Source organism: Mesorhizobium sp. EU05-FHT14A09 (genome assembly GCF_058790995.1).
Genome location: NZ_JBYTDF010000001.1, coordinates 988,815 through 1,014,691, shown reverse-complemented (window position 1 = coordinate 1,014,691; position 25,877 = coordinate 988,815). Strand labels below are relative to the sequence as shown.

General features: G+C 62.6%; 27 protein-coding genes. 13 read left to right on the top strand and 14 right to left on the bottom strand.

The genetic code is table 11. The features are described from left to right. The first annotated feature begins 163 nt into the window (after positions 1 to 163). The gene (locus AC3WTO_RS04680; RefSeq protein WP_492459512.1) at positions 164 to 682 is read left to right on the top strand and encodes an NADPH-dependent FMN reductase; all 519 of its coding nucleotides are present in this window, start codon (positions 164 to 166) and stop codon (positions 680 to 682) included. Between the two features lie 30 nt (positions 683 to 712). Here the strand turns inward: AC3WTO_RS04680 and AC3WTO_RS04675 are convergent, their stop codons facing one another. From AC3WTO_RS04675 to AC3WTO_RS04655, 5 genes are all read right to left on the bottom strand, one after another. Next, positions 713 to 1,876, bottom strand: a complete 1,164-nt coding sequence (locus tag AC3WTO_RS04675) for an ROK family transcriptional regulator (RefSeq protein ID WP_492459511.1) — start codon at positions 1,874 to 1,876, stop codon at positions 713 to 715. A gap of 263 nt (positions 1,877 to 2,139) precedes the next feature. Next, a complete protein-coding gene (locus tag AC3WTO_RS04670) occupies positions 2,140 to 3,405 on the bottom strand; it encodes an ABC transporter substrate-binding protein (protein WP_492459510.1) in 1,266 nt (421 codons plus the stop codon). 68 nt (positions 3,406 to 3,473) lie between these two features. After that, on the bottom strand, positions 3,474 to 4,523 hold the full coding sequence (locus AC3WTO_RS04665) for an aldo/keto reductase (protein WP_492459509.1): 1,050 nt from the start codon (positions 4,521 to 4,523) through the stop codon (positions 3,474 to 3,476). Positions 4,524 to 4,532: 9 nt separating this feature from the next. Next, positions 4,533 to 4,883 (bottom strand): TIGR04076 family protein, encoded by a 351-nt coding sequence (locus tag AC3WTO_RS04660; RefSeq protein WP_492459508.1) that lies wholly within the window; start codon positions 4,881 to 4,883, stop codon positions 4,533 to 4,535. Then, on the bottom strand, positions 4,876 to 5,592 hold the full coding sequence (locus tag AC3WTO_RS04655; protein WP_492459507.1) for a GntR family transcriptional regulator: 717 nt from the start codon (positions 5,590 to 5,592) through the stop codon (positions 4,876 to 4,878). The genes AC3WTO_RS04660 and AC3WTO_RS04655 overlap by 8 nt, the downstream gene beginning before the upstream one ends. A gap of 172 nt (positions 5,593 to 5,764) precedes the next feature. Here AC3WTO_RS04655 and AC3WTO_RS04650 point away from each other — a divergent pair, with 172 nt between their 5' ends. From AC3WTO_RS04650 to AC3WTO_RS04630, 5 genes are read left to right on the top strand one after another with little or no spacing between them, the layout of a single operon-like run. Continuing rightward, on the top strand, positions 5,765 to 6,568 hold the full coding sequence (locus AC3WTO_RS04650; protein WP_492459506.1) for an ABC transporter ATP-binding protein: 804 nt from the start codon (positions 5,765 to 5,767) through the stop codon (positions 6,566 to 6,568). Then, positions 6,565 to 7,311 carry a branched-chain amino acid ABC transporter ATP-binding protein gene (locus tag AC3WTO_RS04645; RefSeq protein ID WP_492459505.1) on the top strand — a complete coding sequence of 249 codons (747 nt, stop codon included), beginning with the start codon at positions 6,565 to 6,567 and terminating at the stop codon, positions 7,309 to 7,311. Before AC3WTO_RS04650 ends, AC3WTO_RS04645 begins: the two co-directional genes overlap by 4 nt. After that, on the top strand, positions 7,308 to 8,219 hold the full coding sequence (locus AC3WTO_RS04640; RefSeq protein ID WP_492459504.1) for a branched-chain amino acid ABC transporter permease: 912 nt from the start codon (positions 7,308 to 7,310) through the stop codon (positions 8,217 to 8,219). Before AC3WTO_RS04645 ends, AC3WTO_RS04640 begins: the two co-directional genes overlap by 4 nt. Next, positions 8,216 to 9,214, top strand: a complete 999-nt coding sequence (locus AC3WTO_RS04635) for a branched-chain amino acid ABC transporter permease (protein ID WP_492459503.1) — start codon at positions 8,216 to 8,218, stop codon at positions 9,212 to 9,214. Before AC3WTO_RS04640 ends, AC3WTO_RS04635 begins: the two co-directional genes overlap by 4 nt. Before the next feature lie 11 nt (positions 9,215 to 9,225). Then, entirely contained in the window at positions 9,226 to 10,683 is a 1,458-nt protein-coding gene (locus AC3WTO_RS04630) for an aldo/keto reductase (protein ID WP_492459502.1), read from the top strand. A gap of 31 nt (positions 10,684 to 10,714) precedes the next feature. Here AC3WTO_RS04630 and AC3WTO_RS04625 read toward each other — a convergent pair whose 3' ends face one another. After that, positions 10,715 to 11,692: a helix-turn-helix transcriptional regulator gene (locus tag AC3WTO_RS04625; RefSeq protein ID WP_492459501.1), complete on the bottom strand. Its 978-nt coding sequence runs from the start codon at positions 11,690 to 11,692 to the stop codon at positions 10,715 to 10,717. Between the two features lie 208 nt (positions 11,693 to 11,900). Here AC3WTO_RS04625 and AC3WTO_RS04620 point away from each other — a divergent pair, with 208 nt between their 5' ends. From AC3WTO_RS04620 to AC3WTO_RS04610, 3 genes are read left to right on the top strand one after another with little or no spacing between them, the layout of a single operon-like run. Continuing rightward, positions 11,901 to 14,144, top strand: a complete 2,244-nt coding sequence (locus AC3WTO_RS04620) for a TonB-dependent siderophore receptor (RefSeq protein ID WP_492459500.1) — start codon at positions 11,901 to 11,903, stop codon at positions 14,142 to 14,144. 17 nt (positions 14,145 to 14,161) lie between these two features. After that, positions 14,162 to 15,319 (top strand): ABC transporter substrate-binding protein, encoded by a 1,158-nt coding sequence (locus AC3WTO_RS04615; protein ID WP_492459499.1) that lies wholly within the window; start codon positions 14,162 to 14,164, stop codon positions 15,317 to 15,319. Positions 15,320 to 15,330: 11 nt separating this feature from the next. After that, positions 15,331 to 16,401 (top strand): DUF2218 domain-containing protein, encoded by a 1,071-nt coding sequence (locus tag AC3WTO_RS04610; protein WP_492459498.1) that lies wholly within the window; start codon positions 15,331 to 15,333, stop codon positions 16,399 to 16,401. Between the two features lie 44 nt (positions 16,402 to 16,445). Here AC3WTO_RS04610 and AC3WTO_RS04605 read toward each other — a convergent pair whose 3' ends face one another. Beyond that, positions 16,446 to 16,868, bottom strand: a complete 423-nt coding sequence (locus tag AC3WTO_RS04605) for a VOC family protein (protein ID WP_492459497.1) — start codon at positions 16,866 to 16,868, stop codon at positions 16,446 to 16,448. Positions 16,869 to 17,068: 200 nt separating this feature from the next. Between AC3WTO_RS04605 and AC3WTO_RS04600 the strand changes: the two genes are divergently transcribed. Then, the gene (locus AC3WTO_RS04600) at positions 17,069 to 17,851 is read left to right on the top strand and encodes a helix-turn-helix transcriptional regulator (RefSeq protein ID WP_492459496.1); all 783 of its coding nucleotides are present in this window, start codon (positions 17,069 to 17,071) and stop codon (positions 17,849 to 17,851) included. Here the strand turns inward: AC3WTO_RS04600 and AC3WTO_RS04595 are convergent. From AC3WTO_RS04595 to cueR, 3 genes are read right to left on the bottom strand one after another with little or no spacing between them, the layout of a single operon-like run. After that, positions 17,848 to 18,297, bottom strand: a complete 450-nt coding sequence (locus AC3WTO_RS04595) for a YqaA family protein (protein ID WP_492459495.1) — start codon at positions 18,295 to 18,297, stop codon at positions 17,848 to 17,850. The two genes, AC3WTO_RS04600 and AC3WTO_RS04595, sit on opposite strands and share 4 nt — an antisense overlap. 23 nt (positions 18,298 to 18,320) lie before the next feature. Further along, positions 18,321 to 19,829 (bottom strand): multicopper oxidase family protein, encoded by a 1,509-nt coding sequence (locus AC3WTO_RS04590; protein ID WP_492459494.1) that lies wholly within the window; start codon positions 19,827 to 19,829, stop codon positions 18,321 to 18,323. Positions 19,830 to 19,868: 39 nt separating this feature from the next. Further along, positions 19,869 to 20,315, bottom strand: a complete 447-nt coding sequence (gene cueR, locus AC3WTO_RS04585; RefSeq protein ID WP_492459493.1) for a Cu(I)-responsive transcriptional regulator — start codon at positions 20,313 to 20,315, stop codon at positions 19,869 to 19,871. 303 nt (positions 20,316 to 20,618) lie between these two features. On the opposite strand from cueR, the gene AC3WTO_RS04580 reads away from it, so the two are divergent. Further along, a complete protein-coding gene (locus AC3WTO_RS04580) occupies positions 20,619 to 20,843 on the top strand; it encodes a heavy-metal-associated domain-containing protein (protein WP_492459492.1) in 225 nt (74 codons plus the stop codon). A gap of 143 nt (positions 20,844 to 20,986) precedes the next feature. Here AC3WTO_RS04580 and AC3WTO_RS04575 read toward each other — a convergent pair whose 3' ends face one another. From AC3WTO_RS04575 to AC3WTO_RS04560, 4 genes are all read right to left on the bottom strand, one after another. Further along, complete coding sequence (locus AC3WTO_RS04575) at positions 20,987 to 21,184, bottom strand: hypothetical protein (RefSeq protein WP_492459491.1); 198 nt, start codon at positions 21,182 to 21,184, stop codon at positions 20,987 to 20,989. 170 nt (positions 21,185 to 21,354) lie between these two features. Beyond that, positions 21,355 to 21,750, bottom strand: a complete 396-nt coding sequence (locus AC3WTO_RS04570; protein WP_492460035.1) for a GFA family protein — start codon at positions 21,748 to 21,750, stop codon at positions 21,355 to 21,357. Between the two features lie 95 nt (positions 21,751 to 21,845). Continuing rightward, positions 21,846 to 22,331 carry an SRPBCC family protein gene (locus tag AC3WTO_RS04565; RefSeq protein WP_492459489.1) on the bottom strand — a complete coding sequence of 162 codons (486 nt, stop codon included), beginning with the start codon at positions 22,329 to 22,331 and terminating at the stop codon, positions 21,846 to 21,848. Positions 22,332 to 22,470: 139 nt separating this feature from the next. Further along, positions 22,471 to 22,719 (bottom strand): ParB N-terminal domain-containing protein, encoded by a 249-nt coding sequence (locus AC3WTO_RS04560; protein WP_492459488.1) that lies wholly within the window; start codon positions 22,717 to 22,719, stop codon positions 22,471 to 22,473. Positions 22,720 to 22,854: 135 nt separating this feature from the next. On the opposite strand from AC3WTO_RS04560, the gene AC3WTO_RS04555 reads away from it, so the two are divergent. Further along, positions 22,855 to 24,501 carry a N,N-dimethylformamidase beta subunit family domain-containing protein gene (locus tag AC3WTO_RS04555; protein WP_492459487.1) on the top strand — a complete coding sequence of 549 codons (1,647 nt, stop codon included), beginning with the start codon at positions 22,855 to 22,857 and terminating at the stop codon, positions 24,499 to 24,501. Next, on the top strand, positions 24,464 to 25,873 hold the full coding sequence (locus tag AC3WTO_RS04550) for an aminotransferase family protein (protein WP_492459486.1): 1,410 nt from the start codon (positions 24,464 to 24,466) through the stop codon (positions 25,871 to 25,873). The genes AC3WTO_RS04555 and AC3WTO_RS04550 overlap by 38 nt, the downstream gene beginning before the upstream one ends. Positions 25,874 to 25,877 lie beyond the last annotated feature (4 nt).

Below are 25,877 nucleotides of genomic sequence, written 5' to 3'. Positions count from 1 at the left end.
GGAAACAGGTCATTCGATAGGCGAATAAGATCCCCTTCGAGCGAGGACCGGCGCGCCGGGCGGCAGGACGAGACAGGACCATCAAGAAGATCCGTGCGATAGACTGTGTCGATTTCGATTCCCGGTACCGCTGCCAACTGCGTGTGGCATAGACGAGAAGACGATGAATATCCTTGCCATCTGCGGCAGCCTGCGGGCTCGCTCCTCCAATCTTTCCGTGCTCCAGGCGGCACAGATGCTCGCGCCGCAATCGCTTGAAATCACGATCTTCGACGGGCTGGAAGCGCTGCCCCATTTCAATCCGGACAGGGATACGGAAACGCCGCCCTCACCGGTGTCGAGGCTGCGGGAAGCCGTTGGCGGCGCTGATGCCCTGCTCATCTGCAGCCCTGAATATGCACGCGGCGTCGCCGGCGTCATGAAGAATGCGCTGGACTGGCTGGTCTCGAGCTTCGAATTCCCGGACAAGCCGGTTGCCGTCATCAACGCCTCGCAGCGATCGACGCATGCCGACGCGGCCTTGCGGCTTACATTGCAGACCATGTCGGCACGGCTGATCGAAGAAGCGTCGATCACATTGCCCTTGCTGGGGCGCAATCTCGACGCGGCGGGTATTGTGCAGGACCCGGAACTTTCCGCGCAATTGCGAACCGCACTCGCACATATCGAGCGCGGCGGCTGACGGCTCGCAATCGGGATGAGGCCGTAACGGTCAGTTGGCCAGTTTCCGCTGATGCCCGGCCGCGCTTTCAAAATCGAAGAACTTCTGGATGGCGAGCGCGGACGCGCCACGCAGCCAGACATTGTTGTCCCAGTCCACCTCCAGCGGCGGCGGCGGCCCGAAGGAATTCTCGCTTACCGCCCTGGCGAGAGGATCGATCAAGGCCTTGCCGAACCGCACCGCCTCGCCGCCGACAACGACGACCTCAGGATCGATGAGATCGATCATGCCGACCAGCCGTTCGCCGATCTCACGGCCGATCTTACCCAGATAGGTCACTGCCAGCGGGTCACCGTTTTCAGCCGCGGCCAGCAAATCGTCGCCCGTCTCTCCCTCCCGCAGCTCCCGCCATCCTCTTAGGATTCCCGATACCGAAAGGCGCCGGTTCCAGCTCAGCCGATCACTCGTCGCCCCACCATTCCTGTCCGGGTGCACGAAGCCGATTTCACCCGCCGCGAAGCGCGCACCACGATGGATCTGGCCATTGAAGATCAGCGCAGCCCCAACGCCGGCGCTTATCACAAGCACCAGGGCAGACCCACGTGTGCGCCCGTATCCGAACAAGTGCTGGGCGATGGCGAAGGCATTGACGTCGTTTTCCACCCAGACCGGAACGCTGATGCGCGCCGTGATCAAATCGGCAACAGGCACATTATTCCAGCCGAAGTCATGGAATTCCAGGCAGACCCCGCGATTCACGTCGATAAGCCCCGGCATGGCAACACCGATGCCGACAAGCTTTCGCGCATTCGCATTTTCCTTCTGCAGCACGGCCACACCGGTTTCCACCGCAGCGGCAACCGCCTCGGGATCATGGCTGGCCAAAGGCACCTTGCATGTCCTGATCGGTCGCGTCGAAAGATCCGTCAGCGTGCCCTCCACCCTGTCAGGCATGAGCTTGAAGCCGATCGACCAATGCTGCTGATAGTCGATGTTGAGCGGGATGGGCTTGCGCCCACCGGTGCTTTGCATGCCCTTTCCTTCGACGAGCATGCCTTCGTTGATGAGTTCAGCGGTGACCCCGGTGACCGCAGCGGGGCTGAGGCCGGTCATGGCCGCGATTTCAACGCGACTGAGTCCGCCCTCGCGGCGCAGGCAATTGAGAACCAGCCGCCTGTTCAACGCGCGCGTTGTGCTTTGATCGCCTTTGATCATGTTTAATTCAATAAATGAATACTGCTGCGGCGCGCATACTGCTCCACAGTCATGATCAGATCAAGGTCCCGCAAGTTAGAACTTTAAGATTTTCCCGCGAGCGTCTATTCGGTCAAATTCCCAGGCTGTTTCGCTAAGAATTGGTCCTTTCGTTCGTGCCGCCGGCCTAATCAGGCGCGGCCGGTTAATCGCCCAAAAACTTGGCCCGTCCGCCGTTTCGGACTGAAGAACGGGCCAAGAGCTTCCATGACAAGACGTCGATTCTATTTCTGAATTTCCGCCTTGGTCTTGGCGACCTCGTCGGCGCTCATCTCGCCAACCGTCTCGACCTTGCCGTCCTTGACCTTCCAAAGCCGGAACGGACCGGTGATATCGCCGTACTGGTCGAAGGAAACCGGACCGATGACACCTTCATATTTCACCGGCTTGCCGTCCTTGATCAGGGCCAGTGCCTTGGCGAACTCTTCCTTGCCGGCGTGGATCGGCTCGCCCTTGACAGAGACCACTTCCGGAATGGCGGCCTTGATCGCGGCGGCGTCGCTCTTGCCTGCCTTGGCGATGGCCAGCGCCACGATCGCGCCGGCATCGTAGGAACGGTCGGCGGCAGGCGCATCAGGCTTGATGCCGCCGGAGAAAGCCTCATAGGCGCCATAGAAATAGTCGGTCGACGCCGTCTTGCTGGTGCCCGACGAAGTGCCATAGGCCTCGTTGAGATATTGCGCGCCGACCGCATCGATGAACTCGGCGGAATTCATGCCATCGTTGAGCAGAAATTTCTGCGCGCCGCCGCCCGAGATCCAGGCGCGTGCGATCGTCGCGCCGTCGACCGGATAGCTGACCAGATAAAGCGCTTCCGGTTCGCCGGTCATCGCGGCGCTGGCCTCGGCTGAATAGCTCGCCTGCTTTTCGTTGTAGGGCGTCGTCGAGGTGATCGTGCCGCCCAGCTTCTTGTACGCGTCGGCGAATTCCTTGACCATGTTGACGCCGAAGTCGTTGTTGACGTGGATGATGGCGAGCTTCTTCAGGCCCTGGTCGATCGCGTATTTGGCTGCAGCGGTCCCTTGCAGCGCATCGGAGGTGATGGTGCGGAAGAACACCCCGTTGGTCTTGCCATCCTTGCCGAGCGCGGTCAGCGTCGGCGAAGACGACGCTGGCGACACCTGCACGATGCCTGCCGGCGCGGTCACCGAAGTCAGGATCGGAATCGAGACCGACGAGATGATGCCGCCGATCACCACCGGCACTTTCTTGATGTTGACGAGCTGCGTCGCCTGATCGACGGCGACATTGCCCTGGCTCTGGCTGTCGCGTGTATCGGTGACCAGCTTGCAGCCGCCGACGCCGCCAGCCTCATTGAAATCACGGAAAGCCATTTCGACGGATTTTGCGCCGGCCTGGCCGTATTCGCCGGCAGGGCCGGTCAATTCCATGACGAGGCCGACGGTGATGTCGCAATCGGCGGCAAGTGACGGCACCGCCGAGGCGGCCAACGCCACGAGCATGGTGGTGGCGAACAGATGTTTCTTCATTGTACTCCCCTTTGTTATGGCCGAGCTCCCGACACGGCCTCGTTGGTCTGCGAAGCGGCTGCCTTCGTTCAGGCAGCCCCCTTGTTGAGGTTGTATTTCATGATCGCGCCATGGCGGCCGTGGCGATCGCGCTCGAGCGTATAGACGTCGCCTTCGATCTGCCGCGCCTGATCGAGCACAGCGGCGATCTGCTGCTGATCCTGGTCGGTCAGGGCGATGCTCGAAATCGCAAGGTTCGAGGCAAGATGGGCCCGGCTGCGCGCGCCGACGATGACGGCTGCCACCGAAGGCCGCGACAGCATTGCAGCGCTGGCGATGGTGGCGATGTCGACGTCATGCCGGTCCGCCACCGCACGCAAGCTGCGCAACAGCGCCTGGAACAGATCCCAGCCGCCGAAATCGTCGATTATCAGTTTGTATTTGACCAGCGACCGGTTTTCATAAGGTTCGACAGGCTCAGCCGTGCCGAGCCAGCGGTCACCGAGGAAGCCGCCGGCAACGGTGCCATAGCACAGAAAGGCAATGCCCTTTTCCGCCGCGAGCGCAGCCATCCGCTTCGCCGGGCGGGTATCGAGCAGCGAATACTGCACTTGCATCGAAGTCAGCGGGACGCCTGCGCCGACGATCGCCTCGACGCGATCGGTGTCGAAATTGGTACCGCCGATCCGGTCGATCTTGCCGGCCTGTCGCAACTCGTCCAGCCAGCCAGCGGTTTCCTGCCAGCGCGGCGCCGCGTAGTCCCACCAGTGGAACTGAACCAGATCGAGCCGGTCGAGGTTGAGCCGCCGCAACGACTGGTCGATGACGCTCTCGACATAAGCTTTGGTGATACGCTGCAGGATATCGAGATCGGGGACGAACTTGGTATGCACCTTGATGCGGCTGAGGGCCTCCTGCCCGCGCTCGTCCCGGTAGCGCAGGCGGAAACGGCCGATCAGTTCCTCGACGCCGGTATAGATATCGGCGCAATCGAAGGTGGTGATGCCGGCATCGGCAAAAGCGATCATGTCGGCGATGGGATCGTCGCTCGACGCGGCGCCGTGGCCGCTGGCCATCTGCCAGCCGCCGCGGATGACCCGCGAAATCTCATAGTCCGGCGCAAGTCTGGTTCTCTGCATGCTTTTCGCTCAATCGTCTTTCAGCGGTACGGCCGTGGTTTCGGCATGGCTGAAGCGGCGCAGGCCGGTTCGCGTGATGCGGAAACGCGAGCTGCAATTGGGATCCGGACAAGCCACCTCGGCGTCGGTCGTCATCCAGTCGTTCCTGTGGGTCGGCCGTTGCTTGGCCGGCAGCAGCGGCAGCAGCGCCGCCAGCGAATAGATGGAGAAACCCTGCCCTGCCGGCAGATGCAGCATCTCGCCGCGCATCTCGAAATAGTCGCCGACCTTGGCGCCGCAATAGATCGCGCCGCCTTCCGGCGCGGTCACCTCGACGCGCAGATCGAAAAGCTCGAAGGAATCGTCGTGTCTCTCAGCCATGTCGCAGCTCCCGCGCATCGGCCTCATCATCGTCGAGGCGGCCGCGGATCAGGTTGAACGACCGGGTGATGTCGTCGGTCAGCGCCTTGACCGAGCCCGCGACGTCGCGGCGCTCCAGCGCTTCGATCAGGGCCCAATGATGATGCGTGGCCGGGATGTCGCGATTCTCGTCATGGATCTGTGCTGCCGTGCGGACATAAGGCCCCGACTGCAGCCACAGGCTTTCCACGATGGGGATCAGCACCGCCGAGCCGGCCGCCCGGTAGATGTAGAAATGAAAGGCGTGATTGAGTTCCGAGGTCTTGTGCGCCTTGTCACGGTCGTTGCTGGCGAAGGCCGCCTCGCAGGCCGAGGTCAATCGCCTGAGTTCGACGAAATCGGCAGCTTCGAGATGGGGCAAGGCCAGCGCGGTCATCTGCCCTTCGATCAGACAGCGCGCGCGGGCGAGATCCTCCAGCCTCTCGCGCGTGATCAACGGCACCCGCACGGACCTGTTCGGCAGCGCTTCCAGCGCCTGCTCGGAAACGAGACGGCCGAGCGCCTCGCGAACCGGCATCGTGCTGGTCTCCAGCGTCTGGGCAAGGTCGACGATGCGCATCATCTCGCCGGCGTCGAACATGCCGTGGATCAGCGAGCGACGCAGCTCTGCATAGACACGGTCGTGCAACGTCTCGCGCACGACCGGAGACAGCGCGCCACGGCGGCTCATGCCACGGCTCCCGCGTGCGGTTTCAGGCAAATTCCACGGATTTCGCGATCAGGCATTTCGTCCACCATTCGAAGTCGGACACCTCAGGCCAGTACGCATTTTCGTAGTTGCAATTTGCCTTGATGTAAAGTTTGATCAAACATCACAGATCAAAAATAATCGATTGGCCACGATGCAGCCTGTCGCAGATACCAGTTCAGATACCCCGCGCAGCGCGCTCGTCGAAGCGCGTGACCTCGTCAAGCAATTTGGCGGCCTGCGCGCCGTCGATCGCATGTCGATCACGCTGCAGCGCGGCGAGATGGTGGGACTGATCGGTCCGAACGGCGCCGGCAAAACCACCCTTTTCAATCTCATCGCGGGCAGCCTGAACCCGACATCCGGCTCGATCCGCATTGGTGGCGTCGAGGTGGCGCAGGAGCGTCCCGAGCGACGCATCGCACGCGGCGTCGGACGCACCTTCCAGATCCCGCGCCCCTTTGCTGAAATGACAGTGCTGGAAAATGTCCTGACCGGCAGCCAGAGGCAGTCCGGCGAACGCATATGGAAGAACTTTCTCCAGCCTGGCCGTGTCGCCGCAGAAGAGCGTCAAGCCGTCGAGAAGGCACGCGCCTTGCTGGATTTCGTCAAGCTGACCGGATTGGAAACAGAACCGGCGCGGGTGCTGTCGGGCGGACAGCGAAAACTCCTGGAGCTGGCCCGCGTGCTGATGGCGGATCCGGAAACCATCCTGCTCGACGAACCCGCCGCCGGCGTCAACCCGACGCTGCTGGAACTCATCATCGATCGCGTGCTCGAGCTAAACAACCAGGGCAAATCGATCCTGCTGATCGAGCACAACATGGACATGGTCGCCCGCTTGTGTGGCCGCGTCGTCGTCATGGCCGCTGGGAAATTGCTGACGGAAGGCACGCCCGACGAAGTTTCGCGCAACCGCACCGTGATCGAAGCCTATCTCGGCGAGGTCGCGGCATGAGCCTACCCATTGCGCTTTCGACCCGAGCTCTGGTCGCCGGCTACGAACCCGACCTGCCGATCGTGCGTGGTGTCGACTTCTCGATCCGCAGCGGCGAGCTGGTGATCGTTCTCGGCCCCAACGGCGCCGGCAAGTCCACCTTCGTCAAGGCGATCGCCGGACTGGTGCCGATCCACTCCGGTTCCACCCTGCTTGGCGATTTCGACATCACCGCCGTGCCGACGCATGAAAAGATCAGGCATGGCCTCGCCTTCGTGCCGCAGACCGAAAACATCTTCGCGACCATGTCGATCAACGACAATCTGCTGCTGGCCGCGAACGTGCTGCCGAAGGAAAGGCGCAGCCGCCGCGTTGCAGACCTCTATGCGATGTTCCCCGATCTTGCGGCGCGACCGTCTCTGCGGGCCGGCCAGCTTTCGGGTGGCCAGCGCCAGATGCTGGCGGTGGCGCGCGCCCTGATCGTCGAGCCAAGCGTGCTGATCCTGGACGAGCCCTCGGCCGGCCTTTCGCCCAAGGTGGTGCAGGAGGTGTTCGCGCAATTGAAGGCGATCAACGATACCGGCGTCACCATCATTCTGGTCGAGCAGAACGTGAAGGCAGCGTTGGCCATCGCGGATCGCGCCGCGATCCTCGTCGAAGGGCAGCTGCGCCATGAGGGGCCGGCAGCGACACTGGCGGAAGACCCGATCGTCGCCGAACTCTATCTCGGCGCTCGTCATGCGGGAAAGGCGGCGACACCATGAATCCGCAGCTGATCATGGACGGCATCATCGTCGGTGCGATGATCGGGCTCGGCGCCATCGGCATCACGCTCACCTACTCCATCCTGCGTTTCGCCAATTTCGCGCATGGCGAGATGATCAGCTGGGGAGCATATCTGGCGCTTGCGACGAGCGGCCTGCTCGGTTCGCTGTCGGGAGCGCTGTTCAGGCCGATCGGCCCCTTCTCGTTCGGCTGGTCGCTGCCGCTTGCAGTGCTCGTCGCCGTCGCGCTGACGGCAATGCTGGCGCTGCTGGTCGACGCGTTGCTGTTCGGTCCGCTGCGCAAGCGCCGCAGCGCCATCATCATCATGGTCATGGCAAGCTTCGGCGCCTCGCTGGCGTTGCGCAGCCTGCTCGAATTCCTTTTCACCTCGAAACCCGCCTATTTCTCCAAGGCGTTGCAGATCGCGCTGCCGCTCGGCGGCGGTTTACGCGCAACACCCGACCAGCTTCTGTCGCTGGTGCTCGCCGGGCTCCTCGTCGTCGCCGTCCACGTCCTGCTGACCCGCACCGCGATCGGCCGCTCCATGCGCGCGGTGAGCGAGAACCAGCAGTTGGCCGGTGTCGCCGGCATCGATGTCCGCAAGGTTATCCGCACCGTCTGGGTGCTCGGCGCCGGGCTTGCCTGCATCGCCGGTGTCATGGCTGGCCTGCTGGTGCAGATCCGCCCCTATATGGGTTTCGACCTGCTGCTGCCGCTGTTTGCCGCCGCCATCCTCGGCGGCATCGGCAGCGTGCCCGGCGCAATGGTGGCAGGCCTGATCGTCGGTCTTGCCGAGGCGCTCGGCGTGCAATTGATCGGCGCCGAGTGGCGCGCGGCCGTCGCCTTCATGATCCTTGTCTTCGTCTTGCTGCTGCGCCCGCAAGGTCTGTTCGGGAGGGCGGAATGAGCATCGAACTCGTTGCCTACATCGCCTTCTTCCTGACCATGGCGCTGACTTACGCCGTCATGTGCCTCGGCCTCAATGTACAGTGGGGGCAGACCGGCCTGTTCAATGTCGGTGTCGCCGGCTTCGTCGCCATCGGCGCCTATGTCTCGGCGCTGCTCACCACGCCCGACACGCCGGATCGCTTCGGCGGCTTCGGCCTGCCTATCCTCGTCGGCTGGCTGGGCGCGGCCCTTGCCACAGGCTTTGCTTCGTTCCTGGTCGGCTGGCTGACGATCCGGTTGCGTGCCGATTATCTCGCCATCGCCACCTTCGGCGTGGCGGTGACAGTGCAGCTCGTCGCTCTCAACCTGCAAGGCATCACCGGCGGCCCCTTCGGCATTGGTTTCATTCCAAGGCCGTTCGCCAGCCTTGCCGGCGACCCGCTGGCGTTCAGCCTGCTCAATCTCGGGGTGCTGATCGTGGTGGTGGCCCTGCTCTACCTCGCACTCGAACATTTGTTGCGCAGCCCCTGGGGCCGCGTCCTTCGCGCCATCCGGGAAGACGAGACCGCGGCACTGGCGCTCGGCAAGAACGCCACCCGCTTCCGCCTGCAGGCCTTCGCGATCGGCGGCGCCATCATGGGGCTGGCAGGTGCTGCCCAGGCCCATTTCGTCGGTTTCATCGCGCCCGACAACTACGTGCCGCTGCTGACCTTCCAGGTCTGGGCCATGCTGATCGTTGGTGGCTCCGGCAACAACCGCGGCGCCATCCTCGGGGCGATCCTGGTCTGGGGCATCTGGGCAGCCTCGGCGGGCGCCATCGCGTCCCTGTTCCCGCCGGATCAGCAGGCTCGCGCCGCCGCATTGCGGATCGTTTTGATCGGCGTTGGTCTCTGCGCGATCCTGTTGTTGCGCCCGCGCGGCATTCTCGGCGAGGAGCGTGTGGTTTCACGCCATCTCGCCCGCCTCAAACCGGGACGCCGGACCGCATCCAAACTCACTCCTCCGAATTCCTGAGCGAGGCCGAAATGCCAATCACTCCCGAGCGCACCACTTTGGCCGGGCTGGACATCAGCCGGCTGCTGTGCGGGCTGTGGCAGGTCGCCGACATCGAGAAGGGCGGCACGACACTCGACCCGGCGCAAGCGGCCGATGCTCTGCAGGCCTATGCCGAGGCAGGGTTCGACACGTTCGACATGGCCGACCACTACGGCAGCGCCGAAATCATCACCGGGCGCCTGCTGGCTCGCTATCCGGGAGGCAAACGGCCGCTGGCCTTCACCAAATGGTGTCCGGAGCCCGGACCGATGACCGCCGAAGTCGTCCGCAAGGGTGTTCAGCAACGTCTCGATCGGCTCGGCGTCCCCAAAGTCGACCTGCTGCAGTTCCACTGGTGGAGCTTCGAACATCCGGCATGGCTGGATGCTTTGCATGAAATGGCGCAGCTCAGGCAGGAAGGCCTGATCGGAGCGATCGGCGTCACCAATTTCGATGCCGCGCACCTGGCCCTGGCGCTAGCCGACGGCATCCCGCTTGCTTCCAATCAGGTCTCCTTCTCCCTGATCGACCGCCGCGCTGCCGGAGCGCTTTCCGAACTCTGCGCACGCGGTGGCGTGAGGTTGTTCGCCTACGGAACCCTGTGCGGCGGTTTTCTTTCCGACAAATGGCTGGGCGCGTCGGAGCCAGCGTCGATTCCAGACTGGAGCCGTTCGAAATACAAGCGTTTCATCGACACTGCCGGCGGCTGGCAGGCCTTCCAGGGCGTGCTCGCGGCGGCAAGCGAAATCGCCCGCAAGCACAAGGTCTCGATCTCCAATGTCGCGACAGGCTGGGTGCTGGGACATCAATCCGTCGCAGCCGCCATCATCGGTGCGCGTCTCGGTGAGAGCGAACATCGTGACGACAATCTGAAAGTCTTCTCCTTCGCACTGGACGATGAAGACAACGCCCGGCTTGAAGCCGCTTTCGCCGGCACGTTGCCGATACCCGGCGATTGCGGCGACGAATATCGCCGCCCGCCGTTCCTGACGGCTTCCGGCGATCTCAGTCATCATCTCGACGCCCTGCCCTCGGTCTATGTGGCCGAGCCGGTTCCGGGACGGCCGGGGCGTTCGCGCGTCTCTTCCGGCAGCATCTGGGAGCCCATTGCCGGTTTCAGCCGCGCCGTTCGGGTCAAGGATACGATCCGCGTGTCCGGAACGACCGCCACCCATGGCGCCGACCGTTGCGTTGCCCCCGGCGATGCCGGGGCGCAGACCACCTACATCCTCGACAAGATCCTGGCGTCGATCTCGGCACTCGGTGGCCGTACTGAGAATGTCGTGCGCACGCGCATCTATCTTCGCGACGCTTCACAATGGGAACCGGTATCCCGGGCGCATGGCCGTGTCTTTGGTGAAATCAAGCCGGCCAACACCATGATCGCGGCCGGCGACCTGATCGGCGACTACGAGGTCGAAATCGAGGCGGAAGCGGTCGTCGACTGATCGCTGGCAACGGCTGTAGAAGCCGCCCCCGTCATTGCCGAGAAGGCAGGAGTTCCCGCGGCGTCACGCCGAACCGGCGACGGAAGGCGGTCGCGAAGTTGGCAGGGCTGGTGTAGCCGGCCATGTCGGCGGCACCCTGAACGGTCACTTCACCGGCCTGCAGCGCGATGAATGCGCGTTCCAGCCGCCGATCGCGGATATACTCGAAGACGCTTGTCCCTTCCGCCTGGCGGAACAGCCGCTGCAGGCCGCTGGCGCTGATACCGGCAGCACGCGCAATCATCTCCACGCTCAGCGCACCACCTGGACGATTGTCGATGAGTTCCTTCGCCCGCTGCAGGCGGACGAGATCCTGGCGTGCGATGCCCTCGCCCGACGAGGGCCGGCGCCCGGACTGCGTGACGGCGGCGAGCGTCTCGAGGATGATCTCGATGGCACGCCCCTCCAGATACAGCCTGTGCAGCGCCGGGGAGAGCCCCGAAGGCGCCATGACCTGCTGGACGAGGTCGATGACGCGCGGCGTCAGCGTCCAGGCATGATGCGCGAGATGATCCTTGAGGAAGCGGCCTGCCAGCCTGGCGTCCTGCATCTCCTCCATGCCGTCGCGATCGAACCATTCCGGGGTGGCGGAAATCACCAGGTGGCGCACGTGCTGTCGGCCGCGCGAGGCGCGCCGGAAACTTTCCGAGTTGACGCTCATGATGGCGCTGCCACGCATGGCGCTTCGCGGATCTCCCTTGAATTCGAAATGGCGGTCACCAATGTCGAGATCGACCTGCCCATCGAGGAAGATGATGCAGGACAAGCCTTCCTTGAGGTGGGAAGTCACGGTGAACATCCGCTCCTCGACGACATCGCCACCGTGCAGGAAGAGGCCGCTGCGCAATTCCTGATGCAGCAGCCTGCCTTCGATCAGCGTGTCCTCTTCGGCAAGGCGATCATCGGGGCTGTCGAGGACTACCCCGTCCCTCGCCATGAAATCGCGAACGCGCACCCGTTTGCCTGGCACGGGCGGGTTCTGATTTCTGTCCGTTTGCGGCACCGTCGACATCGCTTTCCGCTCGCACACCACCCGTTGGCATTGCAAGGCTGAAGAATCATTCCCGCGCAAAGATGTCTGAGCGTCCGGCAAAGGTCCCGGCGTTGTCACATATGCTTTGCTGCCCTATCCACTACTTTAACTTGACAAATGCAGTCAAATTTATTTGGGGCTTGGAATGGTTCGAATTGGCGTCACATCCTATGCGGCTTGCGGTGCGCGGCAGCGCATATCCGCTTATCACGGCCGCCTGTTGCGCGGTTCGATCCTTGCCTTCGGTGCTGTGCTGGCGCTGCCACTGTCGGCGAATGCCCAGGAGAAGGCTTCCCCCACGCAGCTCGAGAAGATCACCCTTGAGGGCGAAAACGCGCGTGGTCCCGACAAAGGCATCGTCGCCAAGCAGAGCATCAGCGCTTCCAAGACCAGCACACCGCTCAAGGAAACGCCACAGGCCGTCAGCGTCGTCACGCGTGACCAGATGAAGGCACAGGGCGTCGACAGCGTCGCAGACGCGCTGCGCTATACGCCGGGCGTGCTCCCCGACCCGAACGGCTTCGACGTCCGCTACGACTGGCTCTACATTCGCGGCTTCAACGCCTTCGGCACGACCTGGCTCGACGGGCTGGTCATGCCTGGTGATCCATCCGGCTATGCCACGCCGACCATGCATCCTTTCGCGCTCGAGCGCGTGGAAGTCATCAAGGGCCCGGCCTCGGTGCTCTACGGGCGTGCCGTACCCGGCGGACTGGTCAATCAGGTCAGCAAGCGGCCGCAGCAAACGCCACACCGCGAAGCGTCGATCAAGACAAGCGGCTTTGGCGGCATTGAAGGGGCCATCGACGTCACCGGGCCGCTGACGCCGGATGGCGAATGGCTCTACCGCTTCACCGGCCTGGCCAAGAACATGCATACCCAGATCGACATGGAGCGCGATCGCAAGATCATGCTGGCTCCAAGCCTGACCTGGAACCCTTCGGCCGACACCTCGCTCACCCTCTATGGCTATTACCAGCGTGACCGCGACGTTTTCAGCCCGCGCTTCTATCCGGCTGCCGGCACGTTGCTGCCGAACCCCGCTGGCGAAATCCCGCGCGACCTGTTCCTGGCCGATCCCAACGCCAACCAGTTTAACCGCGACTTCTTCGCCACCGGCTATGAGTTCTCGCATCGCTTCAACGAGACCTGGACCGTGCGCCAGAACCTGCGTTATGCGCGCTCGGAGCAGGACATGTTCCTGGCCCTGGTCAATCCGGCCTTTGCCTACACCGGCGCGCCATCCAGCCAGTTGAACCGGGTCACCGGCGTCGCGGACGACACGCTGTCCACTTTCGCGGTCGACAACCAGGCCGAGGCGGTGTTCGACACCGGCGCGCTCAACCACACCGTGCTGCTCGGCCTCGACTATGTGCACAGCGTGTCCGACACAAATTTCGGCAATACCGGACCGGGCGTGAACGTGCCGCCGCTCGATTTCCTCAATCCGATCTATGGGCGGATAATCCCGAATGCTCCGATCCAGCGCTCGGGCCTGCAGAAGCAGGATCAGGTCGGCTTCTACGCCCAGGATCAGATACGTTACGACCGTTGGGTCGGAACGTTTGGATTGCGCTACGACCGCTCCAAGGTTGAGAGCACCAACCGTATGCTGGCCAACGCGCAACCCGTGAAGACCGACGACGACCAGCTGACCTGGCGCGCCGGCCTGACCTACCTTTTCGACAATGGCCTGGCACCCTATGCCAGCTACACCACATCTTTCCTGCCGACGCTCGGAACGGACAAGGCGAACAACCCCTTCCAGGCGCAGACTGCCCAGCAATTCGAAGTCGGCGTCAAATACGAACCGGTAGGCGCACGCGGCATGATTGGCCTGTCGGTGTTCGATCTGACACTTGAGAACGCGCTGACCCCCGACCCGAAGGATTCGCGCTTCTCTGTCCAGGCGGGCAAGCAGCGCGTGCGCGGCGTCGAACTCGAAGGCAAGATGGAGCTCACCTCCGAACTCGACGTGTTGGCCGCCTACGCCTATTCACATTCGGAAGTGCTGCGTTCGAACAGGCCGGTCGAACTCGGTCGCGAAATGCTGAGGCTCCCCGAACATCAGGCCAGCCTGTGGGCGATCTATCGGCCGACCTATCTGCCGGGCCTTGCCCTCAGCGCCGGTGTGCGCGCCACGTCGTCCTACCAGACCGACAGCACCTACCTCGCACAACTGCGCATTCCGGCCCGCACTTTGGTGGACATCGGCGCGGAATATGACTTCGGCGCGGTCGACAAGACGTTCGAGGGCACCAAGCTGCAGGTCAACGTCAGCAACCTGTTCGACAAGAGATATGTCTCGCACTGCCTGAACCTGACTGGCGGCAGCTGTAACTATGGCACCGGTCGGACGATTACCGCGGGCATCAATTATACGTGGTGAGGATGTCTGACCGGATCATGGAAAGGTTTATCGCCTCGGTTCCGCTCATGCTGCGCTCGACGCTCCTGGCGCTCGGTCTGGCCTTGCTGCTCGGCGGCGCCGGCTCGCGGCCGGCGCATGCCGAGATCGTTTTGACCGATGCTGCCGGCCGCGAGGTCCGGCTGGACAAGCCTGCGACACGGATCGTGACGAACGAAAGCCTGCTTCTGCTTTCGCTGGCGTTGATCGATCCCGACCCGGCCACGAAAATCGTCGGATGGGCCGCGCCAAGGCGCCTCGACAGCGGTGTCCTTGCCGCTTTCCGCGAACGATTTCCAAAGGCCATGGACATTCCCGAGGTCGGCGGCGTTCTGCCCAGCAAGAGTTCCGCTGAAGCGATCCTGAGCGCGCGCCCGGACATCTTCATCGTCAGCATCTGGGATCCCGGCTGGAGCGACATCGTTGATATCCTGAAGTCCGCCGGCGTTCCGACGATCTTCCTGGACAGCCCCAGGAACAGCTCGCTCAGCCCTGCCGATGTGACCGCGTTCTCGATGACGTTGCTCGGCAAGGCAATCGGCCAGGATGCGAAGGCCAGTGGCTATGCCAGCTTCGTCAAGGACCGCTATCGCCTGATCGAAGAACGGCTGAAGAACGCAAAAGACCGGCCGAGCGTGCTGGTCGATGCTCACGCCGCCGCTGTCTGCTGTTCATCACCCGGCGCAGGCAACCGGATGACCGAAGCCATCGAAATGGCCGGCGGGCATAGCATTGGCGCCGATATTCCCGGCTATGACGGGCAACTCAGCGCCGAATTTGTCCTTGGCGCAGACCCAAAAGTCTATATCGCCACCGGCGGCCCGCACCTGGCTGCGCAAGGTGGCCTGGTTGTTGGCGGCGGCGTGAGCGTGCAATCGGCGCGGACCTCGTTGGACAAGGCAATCGGCCGCGACTTCCGCGGCGAGCTGACGGCCGTACGCACAGGACGCGCCTACGCCGTGTCACACCAGCTCTCGATCTCGGCTCTCAACGTCCTTGTCTTCGAATGCTTCGCGAAATGGCTGCACCCGGAGCTCTTCGATGACCTTGATCCGGACCGGACACTGGCCGAGATCAACCAGCGCTTCATGGCTATACCGCTCGAAGGCACCTTCTGGATTGGGCGGCAGGAAGATCCGGCAGCAACCCCGCAATGAGACGCCAGGCCATGATGCCATTTTCTGCCCACACCCGTGTGGCGCTTTCCGATCCCGAGGCGATCATCGCGCCGGTTTGCGAACATATGCTCGAACATGGCGGCGTCGCGCGCATGGAAGGTGGGGTTCGCGTCCTCGAATTTTCCGGCGCCCGCGCACGGTTCAGTCTGACCGACGACGGGACACTGGTGGATGTCGAGGCGAACAACCTGGAAAGCCTTTACTTTGTCAGGGTCGCCGTCGCTTCGCACATTCTGGAATTCGCCGAGCCGGCTGCGCCCACCATCGTCTGGAGCGGCGATGGTAGCGAAATGGCACGACCGCCGAACTTCCAGATCCTGCATGTTACCGGCATTCGAGACATCACGTCTCATATGCGCCGCATATCGTTTCGCGGTGACGATGTTGCGCGTTTTGCGGGAATGGACGCGCTGCACCTCAATATCCTTTGCCAGCATCCCGACCTCGCCGCACCGCAATGGCCGACAGTCGGCAGCAACGGACTGGCCCAATGGGAAGATCCGAAGCGGCGGCCACGCTTGCGGAAATACACCGTTCGCTCGCTCGATGTCGCTGCGGGTACGCTCGACATAGACTTCGTCATCCACGCCGACGCCGGCCCCGGCTCGGCACTCGCGGAGGCCGTTCTGGTCGGTGCCCAAATCGGCGTCATCGGCCCGGGTGGCGGAGGGCTTGTCGAAGCCGACTGGTATCTCTTTGCGGGAGACGAGACTGCCCTGCCCGCAATCGCCCGCATGCTGGAACGTCTTCCCGCACAGGCGCGCGGCTACGCTTTCATTGAAGTCGCCGACAAAAGCGAAGTCCAGTCACTTGAATTCCAGGCTGGCATCGAGGTGACCTGGCTCTATCGCGACGGCGCCGCTGCCGGTACGACCTCCCTGCTGATCGACGCCGTGCGCGGCAGCGTGGTTCCAAACGACGGCTCATCCGTCTATGTCTGGGCCGGCTGCGAATTCGCCGCCTTCCGGCAGATCCGCAGCCATTGCCGTGGCGAACTCGGCCTGAAGAAAGAACAGCACCTCGTTGTGTCTTATTGGAATCGCGGCAACAGCGCCGAATAAAACGTTGCTGCCGCGAACATCATGACCAAGGCCGTCGGCTGCCGTCATTCCTTCGGGAGGAAGGCCGGATTGTAGACGACTTCCCAGAGATGATCGTCAGGGTCCTGAAAGTAGCCGGCATAACCGCCCCAAAACGTCTTCTGTGCCGGTTTCACCAGCCGCGCACCGGCAGCGATGGCTTGTTCCATCACAACGTCGACCTCCGCTTCCGTCACCACATTATGGCCAAGCGTGAGTTCAGTCGGACTGCGCCCGGTTTTCGTTATCCCCGCGTCGTGGGCAATGTCGTCTCGCGCAAAGAGCGCGAATTTCACTCCGCCCTGCAGGTCGAAGAATGCGACCGCACCATGTTCGAACTCGGTGCCGATGATGCCCTCTGTCTGCAGGCCCAGACCATCGCGGTAGAATTTGAGCGACGCTTCGAGATCATCCACGCCGAGCGTGATGACGCTGATCCTTGGTTTCATGGTTCTGACCTTCCCGATGGTTTGGTTGACGGCCACAGACTGTGCGATCTCGGCCTTGTCCTATCTTTCCTCAAATGAACGGTATTGCTTGAACATTTCGGCCAATCTTACTGGCTGAAGCGCCACCGGGTTGAACCTCGGCACGACCGCGCGTACCTGTTGCAAACGAAATCGGCTGATCCAGAGGCCAGGAGATCATCATGCAGGCGGTGCCCGCACAGGCTACCGGCCACCATCATGAACGTCCTGTCGCGCCCTTCCTGCGCGGCTGGTTTTCAGCCGTTTGGGCCCACCAGATGCCGGAGACCGAGGCCCCACACGTGATCGTGACGCCTGACGGCACGATCGACCTGCAGTGGATCGGCGGGCATTTCCGAATCGCGGGCCCCGACAAGGAGCCACAAACTGAAACGATACCGGCCGGCACCGCTGTCATCGGCTTCCGTTTCCAGCCGGCCGCGGCGGCGTCATGGCTTGGTGTTCCGGCCTCCGAACTGCTTGGCCAGCGCCTGGGAATCGCGACCGCGCTTGGTCGAAAAGGCCGGCTTCTGGAAGCCCGGATTCGGGATCAAACGAACATCGACGACCTTATCGCATCCATCGAGACAAGCATCGCGGATCATGCCCATAGCCATGCCGCCGACCATACCATGCAGGCTGCATTCAGCCTGATCGAGGCCGGGCCACCCATGGATGTTCCGCTCATCCCCTGGCTCGGCCGAGCACTGGCGATGAGCGAACGCACGCTGAGGCGTCGCTTTGATGAGAGCTTCGGCTACGGTCCCAAAACGCTCGACCGAATCCTGCGCTATCAGCGTTTCCAACGCCTGTCGCAGCGCTCGCGGGCCTCGACGGCGATGCTCGCCATGGAGGCCGGCTACGCGGATCAGGCGCATCTGGTTCGAGAGAGCCGCCGGCTCACCGGCAGGACACCGGGACAACTCGAGCGCCTCCTGACCGCCGAGACGGCAGGTTCTTTTTAGCCAATCGCCCAGGCGTGGCCGGCAGCAATCGCCAGATAGCGCGCAGCCTTGCCAAACCCGACCAGCGCAACGAAACGCCATAACCCGACACGCGCCGCCCCTGCGGCAACGGTCAACGCATCGCCGATGACTGGCAACCAGGCGAAAAGCAGCGTCCAGATACCGTAGCGCCTGAACAGGCTGCTCGCCTGCTCATAGCGTTCGCGCGAGACCGGGAACCAGCGACGGCCATGCAGCAACTCGGCACCACGGCCGATAGCCCAGTTGACCACGGACCCTGCAGTGTTGCCGATGGTCGCCACCACGATGAGAAGGACAGGATCGCCTCGGCCGGCAGCAAGCAGTCCGAGCAGAACCAGCTCGGACGACGCCGGCAGCAGCGTTGCGGCAAGGAAGGCGCTCGCGAACAACGCGCCATAGGGTGTGAGCACTTCCAACAGGATCACACCCTTTCTCTTCCCGGCGCCTGTCAGACCGTTACGTCGACAATACCCATCATGCCAAGCTGCTCGTGCTCGAGAATATGGCAATGATACATCCGCTGGCCGGGAAGATCCTGTTTCAGCAACAGCCTTACGGTTTCTCCCTGAGCGACGTTTACGGTGTCCTTCCAGGCCCGATAGGCGGGTGGCGTCACCTTGCCGTCGCGCTCATGCTCGACCACCTGGAACTGCGTGCCGTGAACATGGAACGGGTGGTCCATGTCAGCCTTGTTGATGACTTCCCAGAGCTCGACATCACCGGCCTTGGCAACGATGTCGACACGCTTCATGTCGAAGGCAACGTCATTGATGAAGAACCCCATCTCCATGCCGCTGGCCCCCATGCCCATCTTCTCGGTGAAGACGAAGCGGCGATTGACCGACGGAGTACCAAGCGTCGGGATGGTGCGCAGCTTTTCAGGCAGCGGCGGCATTGCGTCGCCCGGGGTGCCTGAGACATTGACCGTCAGAAGCGCCAGTCCGGCATCATCCGGCTTGCCCGGCCCCATCCAGCCACGCTCATAGGCAAGCGTTTCCAGCTGCACCTTTCCGGGCTTGTCGAAGGACACGACGAGTTCGAGCCGCTCCGCCGGTGCCAGCAGGACATCGTTGGCCGCGACCGGCGCCTCCAGCAGGCCACCATCCGAGCCAATCACCTGAATGGCTGCCTCGCCAAAGGAAAGCTTCAGGAAGCGTGCGTTGCTGGCGTTGAAGAGGCGGAAACGCCGCTTGGCGCCGAGCGGCACGTCGAGCGTCGGATTCTTCTGGCCATTGACCAGGACATGGTCGCCGACGCGGCCATTCATCAGGTCGACCATCGAATTTTCGGGGATGGTCCCATCCGCTGCCAAGCGGACGTCCGTGAAGACGAGCACTGTATCGCCATAGGCCGCGGGGACAGGATCGGATTTCGGCCTGACCAGGAAGATGCCGGCAAGTCCGCGATAGACCTGCTCCGCCGTCTTGCCGTGGGGATGTGGATGGAACCAGTAGGAAGCAGCACTGCCGGCCGGCAAATCGAATGCATACCGGCGAGCGGAGCCCGAGGCGACGGGATCCATTGGATTGCCGTCCTGGTCAGCCGGTACCGGCATGCCGTGCCAATGGATCGTGCTTTCCTCACCCGGAATCTCATTGGCGAAATCGATCTCGATACGGTCGCCTTCGAACGCCTCGATCAGCGGACCGGGCGTCATGTCGTTGTAGGCAAGCACCACTGTCTCAGCACTTTCGGTAAAACGGACTGTCGCGGGTGCAGCTGTCAGCTTGGCGCGAAACAGGCCGGCTTCGGTCGCCTGATTGGCCAGTCGCGGCAGATCCCGCAGTGCCTCGCCTTCCTTCAGGACGAGCGAGGCGGCAGGTTTGGCCGGCATGCCATGAGCAGAATGGTCCATACCCGGCATTGCGTTCATGTCGTGCGGCTTCATTTGCGCAAGTGCCTGGCTGCCTGCCGCCAGCGTTGCGAGACCGGCCGTAAGAAAGGTGCGCCGATGCATGGGGGAACTCCTCTTGTTATGGTCTTTGATTGTCGAGGTTCAGTGCGCGCCGTAGCGTCTCGAGGCGGCACGCCTGGGTTTGGGCGGCACCGCTTCATGGCCGCTCGAAAGCTCTTCGATGATGGGACAGTTGGGCCGCTCGTCGCCGTGGCAGGTCTTGGCCAGATGTCGCAACGTATCCGCCATGGCGCGCAACTCGCGCATCTTGCGTTCAAGCTCGACGACATGCGCCAGGGCAAAACGCTTGACGTCGCTGCTGGCGCGCGAACGGTCACTCCACAGCGCAAGCAGGTTTGTCATCTGTTCGACGGAAAAACCCAGGTCCCGCGCCCGCCGGATGAAGCGCAGCATATGCACCTCGTCAGCCGAATAGTCCCTGTAACCGGCCTCGGTGCGAGCGGGACCGGCAATCAGGCCGACCTGTTCGTAGTAGCGGATCATTTTGGCCGAAACGCCGGAGGCGCTGGCTGCCTGCCCGATATTCATTGCACCGCCCCCGCGTTTCCGGGACGGTCGGCGCCGTTGGCGCAATTCCGTCCGGAATTGCGCAAGGACAAAGAACTGGAGCGTTTCCGCGTTCGCGTGAAAAACGTTCCAAGAGCGATGGGCAAGACAGGCTGAATCATGGGATTCGCAACTTCCTTCCGGTTGTTGCCGAAGCAGATAGGGCTTCCAGCGACTGGAAGGTCAAGTCGGTGTCTTCGAAAATTTCAAGATCGGAACGAGCCGCTTGACCTTCCCAGCATGGCAAGCCCCACAACAAGCGCATCAGCCACGAAAGGAGTTGCGATGCTGAACCTGAGAGTTCCGGAGATGACCTGCGGCCATTGCGCCAGCACGGTCGAAAAAGCAGTCAAAGGGATCGATCCGAAGGCCAAAGTGACGATCGACCTCGGCACGTCCACCGTTTCGGTGGAAGGTGCAGTTGACGAGAGCGCGGTTTCGGCCGCGATTCTGCAGGCAGGCTATGCCAATGAAAAGCTCGTCGTGAGTTGCTGTGGCAGCTGCCACTGAACACTTCCCACCCCAATATTCCAATGAAGACGGCCCCGCTTTTAGGTGGGGCCGTCAAACCTTTGATCAGCTCCGATGAAGGAGCGGCGTCATAAAACCCAGCAGAGCAGATAGCCTGCAAAGTGGATAGCCGGCAAATCCTGCTAGCCACCCATCCATTGCGGCAAGGTGGTCTTGGCGATGACATGCGCCGGTGGAAGCCCCGGCTCCATGCCGGAACGCATTCGGGCCCTTTCGAGAAGCAGGCGTACATGTTCGGGACGCCAGCCGTCGCGCTCCATCACGAGCTGCACGATCTGATCGCCCAAAAGCTCTTCCAGGGTCTCTCTGCGCTCACTCATGTCTTGCCTCTTCGAAGGCCGCCCGCGACGCATAGATAGGGCGCCAAACATGGCAGACCAATGATGCTTCGCCGGCTATTTCGAGGAATTTGAAGAAAAAAATGCGGCGGCGTCAGCGAGATGTTTCACATTCGCTGCATAGGCATTTCAGCCTTGGAAGTCGCAACGTCCTACGCCGGTGGCGGTGCACCCTCGAATTGCGGCAGGCCGTCATCGAGAACGAGCCACGGCTGCTTTGAAGCCGTGAAGAAATGCATGTCGGGCGAGAATGCCGTGGGGTCATCAAGCGAGCCCGAAGTGACACCCATGACGCCGGCCTTCTCGCGGCGGGAGAACATGGTCGAGCCGCAATGCGGACAGAACCCTCGTCTGATTTCGGGAGACGAACTCACCATGGCAAGCGGCCCTTCCACCGTCACCGCATCGATGTGAAACAGCAGACGCGCATTGAATGCCGCGCCGATCGCCTTCTGGCACAGCCGGCAATGGCAGACACGCTGATTGATCGGCTCACCTTCGGCGACATAACGAACCGCGCCACACAGGCAACCACCCTGGTATTTCATCTTCGTCCCGGCATTCTGAAAAAGGAGCGGCACGGTAGCTTGCCGCTCCGTGCCGTCAAATGAAAAGCAGTGATGCGGCCTATTCAAGCCGTCGATCAAAGCGTCCTGGCAAGCTCTTCGAGCTGATCGGCACAGATGCCCCACCCTTCGTGAAATCCCATCTGTTCATGCTGCTCGCGATCGACGGCGTTCCAGTGCCGGACCCGCGCAACGTAACGGGTCTTGCCGGCGCCCTCGTCTTCGAAGGTCAGGATGACGGTCATGAAAGGTTTCTCGGAAGGTTGCCAGTCGCTGACATAGGCGTCCGTGAAAACAAGCTTCCGGCCCGGAACCACTTCCAGATACTGGCCGGCGCTGGGGAACTCGCTGCCATCCGGTCCGGCCATCACGACCCGCGACGCGCCGCCGACGCGCAGGTCGACTTCGGCATGCGGCGTCGTCCACGGTTTGGGTGCGAACCATTGCGTCATCAGCTTCGGATCGCTCCAGCAGCGATAAACGGCTTCGCGTGGTGCATCGATGATGCGGGCAAGGACCAGTTCGTTCTCCGACAATGGCGCGATGTCGAGTTTGGTAGCCATGCTAGTTCTCTCCTCGATGGTTTGATTTCGATCTTCGTACCAAGGACGGATGGCGCGGCCGCGATCCGACATCACCGCTCGAAAATTCAGCGAGCGCTGCGAAAACAGGATTCATTTCAGCAGTTTGCAGGCTGAAGCTTCAGTGCTTCCTTGCCTGCACAAGATAGGCGTCGATCGTCTCCTCGCCCAGCCATTTCGCGGCTTCGAGCCGATGCAAGCCTTCGACCAGCACATGGCGCTTGCCGTCATGTCGAACCTGGATCGGCATTTTCATGCCGTTCTCAAGAATATCCTCGGCAAGGTGGCGAACGGTTTCAGGGTGCAGTGTCTTGCGCCGTGCCGCCGGCACATAGATGTCGTCTATCTTGACCCTGTGCACTCTCAGCATGGCAACTCCCGGAAAATATCCTTGCATTAGATAGTCGGTTTACGTGCTGGCACCAAGCGGTCCGCTGGCCTGATGCTTTCCATTTGACGCCCGGCGAAGCGATGGCCGAAATGGCAGCAGACACACGGGCCAGCCATGAACCGATCGCCTTCGACATTCCCGGACTTCGGCTTGAGCTCACAGCAGCGCCAAGACGCCGTACGGAGCCACTATTACGAGAAGCCGGGCATGGATGGCAGCCTCGGCGAGGTATGGGCCTATACCGACCGTCTGTCCTATCGCCCCGGAGACATCGTGCGGTTGCAGGTCAGCGCGACGGCGGCTCGGTTTTCCATGGAAATCGTCCGGGACGGTGCCGCCGAGACCCCGTTTTTCGAACAGGCCGATATCGCCTGCCGTTGGCAGGAGACGTCGGAACAGTGTTCGGTGGGTGGCTGCGGCTGGGAGACGTCCTTCGAATTTGCAATCGGCAATGACTGGCCATCCGGCGCCTATCGGGTGACGCTGACGGCGGAAGGCCGGGACAGTCGGCCGATTCAATATCGGCACCTTTTCATCGTCGCACCGCCTGGCGGCAAAAGACCGGGCCGAATTCTTCAGGTTGCGGCGACAGGAACATGGCTGGCCTACAACACCTGGGGCGGCTCCAATTACTACGAGGGCATTACCGGCCCGAAAGGCAACCAGTATTCTCCGACCGTCTCGATCGAGCGGCCGTGGTGCCGGGGTTTCGTCGCGCTGCCACCCGAAGCTCCACGCGTACCGCATGGCATTTCCATGCCACCCAGAACGGCACCGCGTTATCCACATATGGAATGGGCCTATGCCACCGGCCATTCAAAGAAATACGCCTCGTCAGGCTGGGCGAGCTACGACAGCCACTTCTTCCGTTTCGCCGAACGCAGCGGCTATGCCATCGACCTGGCCAGCCAGCACGACCTGCATTTCGCTCCGGAGATCGTCGACGGCTACGATTGTGTCGTCTTTGTCGGCCACGACGAATACTGGACCTGGGAGATGCGCGACGCCGTCGACGCCTATGTCGAAAAAGGCGGTCATGTCGCGCGTTTTGCCGGCAATTTCATGTGGCAGACACGGCTGGAAAATGAGGGACGACAGCAGGTCTGCTACAAATACCGTGCCCGTTCCGAGGATCCCGTCTACCAGAGCGGCGACGTCCGCCGCGCCACCCATTCATGGGAAGCGCCTGAAATCGGCAGGCCGGGAGCGGAGACTTTCGGGTTGAACGCGACGCGCGGTCTCTATGCCGGCTGGGGTGGCTGTGCGCCGCGGGGTGCACGAGGCTTTCCCGTCTATCGTCCCGAACATTGGGCATTTGCCGGAACCGGTCTCTATTATGGTGACCTGCTCGGAGCCGACAGCCACATCTTCGGTTATGAAGTCGACGGCCTGGAGCACGAGATCCGCGGCGGACTGCCTTACCCGACCGCCGGCAGCGGCGCACCGGCCGGCCTGGAAATCCTCGGCGTCGGCATGGCATCACAGGTCGAGGAAAGTGCCGACATCGCGCCGGAGCATCAGTTTCTCGGCGACGAGGACGGGCGCTTCAGCGCCGAGACCCTGTATGGCGAAGCCAGCGACGCCAATCTCGACAAGGTCAAGCGCGCGAACGGCATGATCGTCTCGTTCCAGCGCGGCAAGGGAGAGGTCTTCCATGCCGGCAGTTGCGAATGGGTCGCGGGGCTGCTGCGCCAGGACGCGATGGTCGAGCGCGTCACGGCCAATGTGCTTGACCGCTTCCTCGGTAAGCGATCCTCATGATCGCATCCACAAAATCCGCGCCGGAGCTTCCGTGACCAGACCCAACCTCTTCCATTTCACCAGACTGCCGCGCCCGACCGTGGATCGCGCCGCCGGTATCTATCTGTGGGACAAGCAGGGTCGCCGCTACATCGACGGCTCCAGCGGAGCCGTGAACGTCAATATTGGCCACGGCAACCAGGCCGTGGTCGACGCGATGAAGCAGCAGATGGATCGCGTCAGCTTCGCCTACACCATCCATTTCGAGAGTGAGCCGGCACTCGCTCTCGGGCGCGACCTCGCCCAGCGCCTGCCGGCCGGACTGGACCGTATCTATTTCGTCTCAGGCGGTTCCGAAGCGGTCGAGGCCAGCCTGAAGCTTGCGCGGCAATGGGCGGTCGCGACCAGCCAGCCCAACCGCTGGAAGATCATCGGGCGCATGCCCTCCTATCATGGCATCACCATAGGCTCGCTCGGCGTGACCGGCGACGAAGTCCTGACACCTGCCTTCATGCCAATCGGCAAATCGATGCCCCTGATCCCGGCACCTTTCGTGCATCGCGACAAGGACAATCTCTCGCTCGACGAACGCGGGCTGCGCTATGCCGACATGCTGGAAGACAAGATCGCGGAAGAAGGCGCCGACAGTGTGCTTGCCTTCATCATGGAGCCGATCGGCGGCGCGGCGACAGCGGCGCTGGTGCCACCGGACAGTTATTTCACCCGGGTTCGGGAAATCTGCGACCGCCACGGCATCCTGCTCATCCACGACGAAGTGATGACCGGCATCGGCCGCACCGGCCGCTTCCTCGGTGGCGATCACTGGAACTGCCGGCCGGACATCGTCGTGCTCTCCAAGGGACTGTCGTCGGGATATGCGCCACTGGGTGCCATTGCGGCAACCGAAGCAATCGTCGGCCCGGTGCTCGCCATGGGCGGCTTCCTGCACGGCCACACCTATGGCGGCAATCCCGTCGCCGCGGCCGCCGGTCTTGCCGTGCTTGGCGAGATCGACAGGCTCGGGCTCGTCGAGAAAGCCGCTGCGATGGGCCAGGTCCTCAAGACAGAGTTGCAAACCCTGACGAAGCGATTTCCTTTCGTGGCCGACGTGCGTGGCAAGGGCTTGCTGCTCGGCGCCGAGCTTTATGCCGACCCGGTCGCCAGGACACCACTGCCGCGCGAACGCAATGCCAATGTTCGGCTGATCGACCTCGCCTTCGAGCGCGGGCTGATCATCTATTCGCGCCGGGTGAACGGCGGGCCGGAGAGCGACAATTTCATGGTCTGCCCTCCGCTGATCATCACGCCGGAACAGATCGGCGAGGTCGTGGATGTGTTGGGCGACAGCCTGCAGGCCCTGGCCGGTGAGCTCGGCCTGCCGGTCAATTCCTGAGGAT

Coding starts and splice junctions, on each gene's coding strand:
- AC3WTO_RS04620 (WP_492459500.1), top strand. CDS start 11,901: ATGGTTCGAATTGGCGTCACATCCTATGCGGCTTGCGGTGCGCGGCAG.
- AC3WTO_RS04630 (WP_492459502.1), top strand. CDS start 9,226: ATGCCAATCACTCCCGAGCGCACCACTTTGGCCGGGCTGGACATCAGC.
- AC3WTO_RS04635 (WP_492459503.1), top strand. CDS start 8,216: ATGAGCATCGAACTCGTTGCCTACATCGCCTTCTTCCTGACCATGGCG.
- AC3WTO_RS04570 (WP_492460035.1), bottom strand. CDS start 21,750: ATGAAATACCAGGGTGGTTGCCTGTGTGGCGCGGTTCGTTATGTCGCC.
- AC3WTO_RS04565 (WP_492459489.1), bottom strand. CDS start 22,331: ATGGCTACCAAACTCGACATCGCGCCATTGTCGGAGAACGAACTGGTC.
- AC3WTO_RS04660 (WP_492459508.1), bottom strand. CDS start 4,883: ATGGCTGAGAGACACGACGATTCCTTCGAGCTTTTCGATCTGCGCGTC.
- AC3WTO_RS04670 (WP_492459510.1), bottom strand. CDS start 3,405: ATGAAGAAACATCTGTTCGCCACCACCATGCTCGTGGCGTTGGCCGCC.
- AC3WTO_RS04600 (WP_492459496.1), top strand. CDS start 17,069: ATGCAGGCGGTGCCCGCACAGGCTACCGGCCACCATCATGAACGTCCT.
- AC3WTO_RS04605 (WP_492459497.1), bottom strand. CDS start 16,868: ATGAAACCAAGGATCAGCGTCATCACGCTCGGCGTGGATGATCTCGAA.
- AC3WTO_RS04550 (WP_492459486.1), top strand. CDS start 24,464: ATGTGCTTGACCGCTTCCTCGGTAAGCGATCCTCATGATCGCATCCAC.
- AC3WTO_RS04590 (WP_492459494.1), bottom strand. CDS start 19,829: ATGCATCGGCGCACCTTTCTTACGGCCGGTCTCGCAACGCTGGCGGCA.
- AC3WTO_RS04555 (WP_492459487.1), top strand. CDS start 22,855: ATGAACCGATCGCCTTCGACATTCCCGGACTTCGGCTTGAGCTCACAG.
- AC3WTO_RS04575 (WP_492459491.1), bottom strand. CDS start 21,184: ATGAGTGAGCGCAGAGAGACCCTGGAAGAGCTTTTGGGCGATCAGATC.
- AC3WTO_RS04640 (WP_492459504.1), top strand. CDS start 7,308: ATGAATCCGCAGCTGATCATGGACGGCATCATCGTCGGTGCGATGATC.
- AC3WTO_RS04560 (WP_492459488.1), bottom strand. CDS start 22,719: ATGCTGAGAGTGCACAGGGTCAAGATAGACGACATCTATGTGCCGGCG.
- cueR (WP_492459493.1), bottom strand. CDS start 20,315: ATGAATATCGGGCAGGCAGCCAGCGCCTCCGGCGTTTCGGCCAAAATG.
- AC3WTO_RS04675 (WP_492459511.1), bottom strand. CDS start 1,876: ATGATCAAAGGCGATCAAAGCACAACGCGCGCGTTGAACAGGCGGCTG.
- AC3WTO_RS04680 (WP_492459512.1), top strand. CDS start 164: ATGAATATCCTTGCCATCTGCGGCAGCCTGCGGGCTCGCTCCTCCAAT.
- AC3WTO_RS04615 (WP_492459499.1), top strand. CDS start 14,162: ATGGAAAGGTTTATCGCCTCGGTTCCGCTCATGCTGCGCTCGACGCTC.
- AC3WTO_RS04655 (WP_492459507.1), bottom strand. CDS start 5,592: ATGAGCCGCCGTGGCGCGCTGTCTCCGGTCGTGCGCGAGACGTTGCAC.
- AC3WTO_RS04610 (WP_492459498.1), top strand. CDS start 15,331: ATGATGCCATTTTCTGCCCACACCCGTGTGGCGCTTTCCGATCCCGAG.
- AC3WTO_RS04645 (WP_492459505.1), top strand. CDS start 6,565: ATGAGCCTACCCATTGCGCTTTCGACCCGAGCTCTGGTCGCCGGCTAC.
- AC3WTO_RS04665 (WP_492459509.1), bottom strand. CDS start 4,523: ATGCAGAGAACCAGACTTGCGCCGGACTATGAGATTTCGCGGGTCATC.
- AC3WTO_RS04580 (WP_492459492.1), top strand. CDS start 20,619: ATGCTGAACCTGAGAGTTCCGGAGATGACCTGCGGCCATTGCGCCAGC.
- AC3WTO_RS04650 (WP_492459506.1), top strand. CDS start 5,765: ATGCAGCCTGTCGCAGATACCAGTTCAGATACCCCGCGCAGCGCGCTC.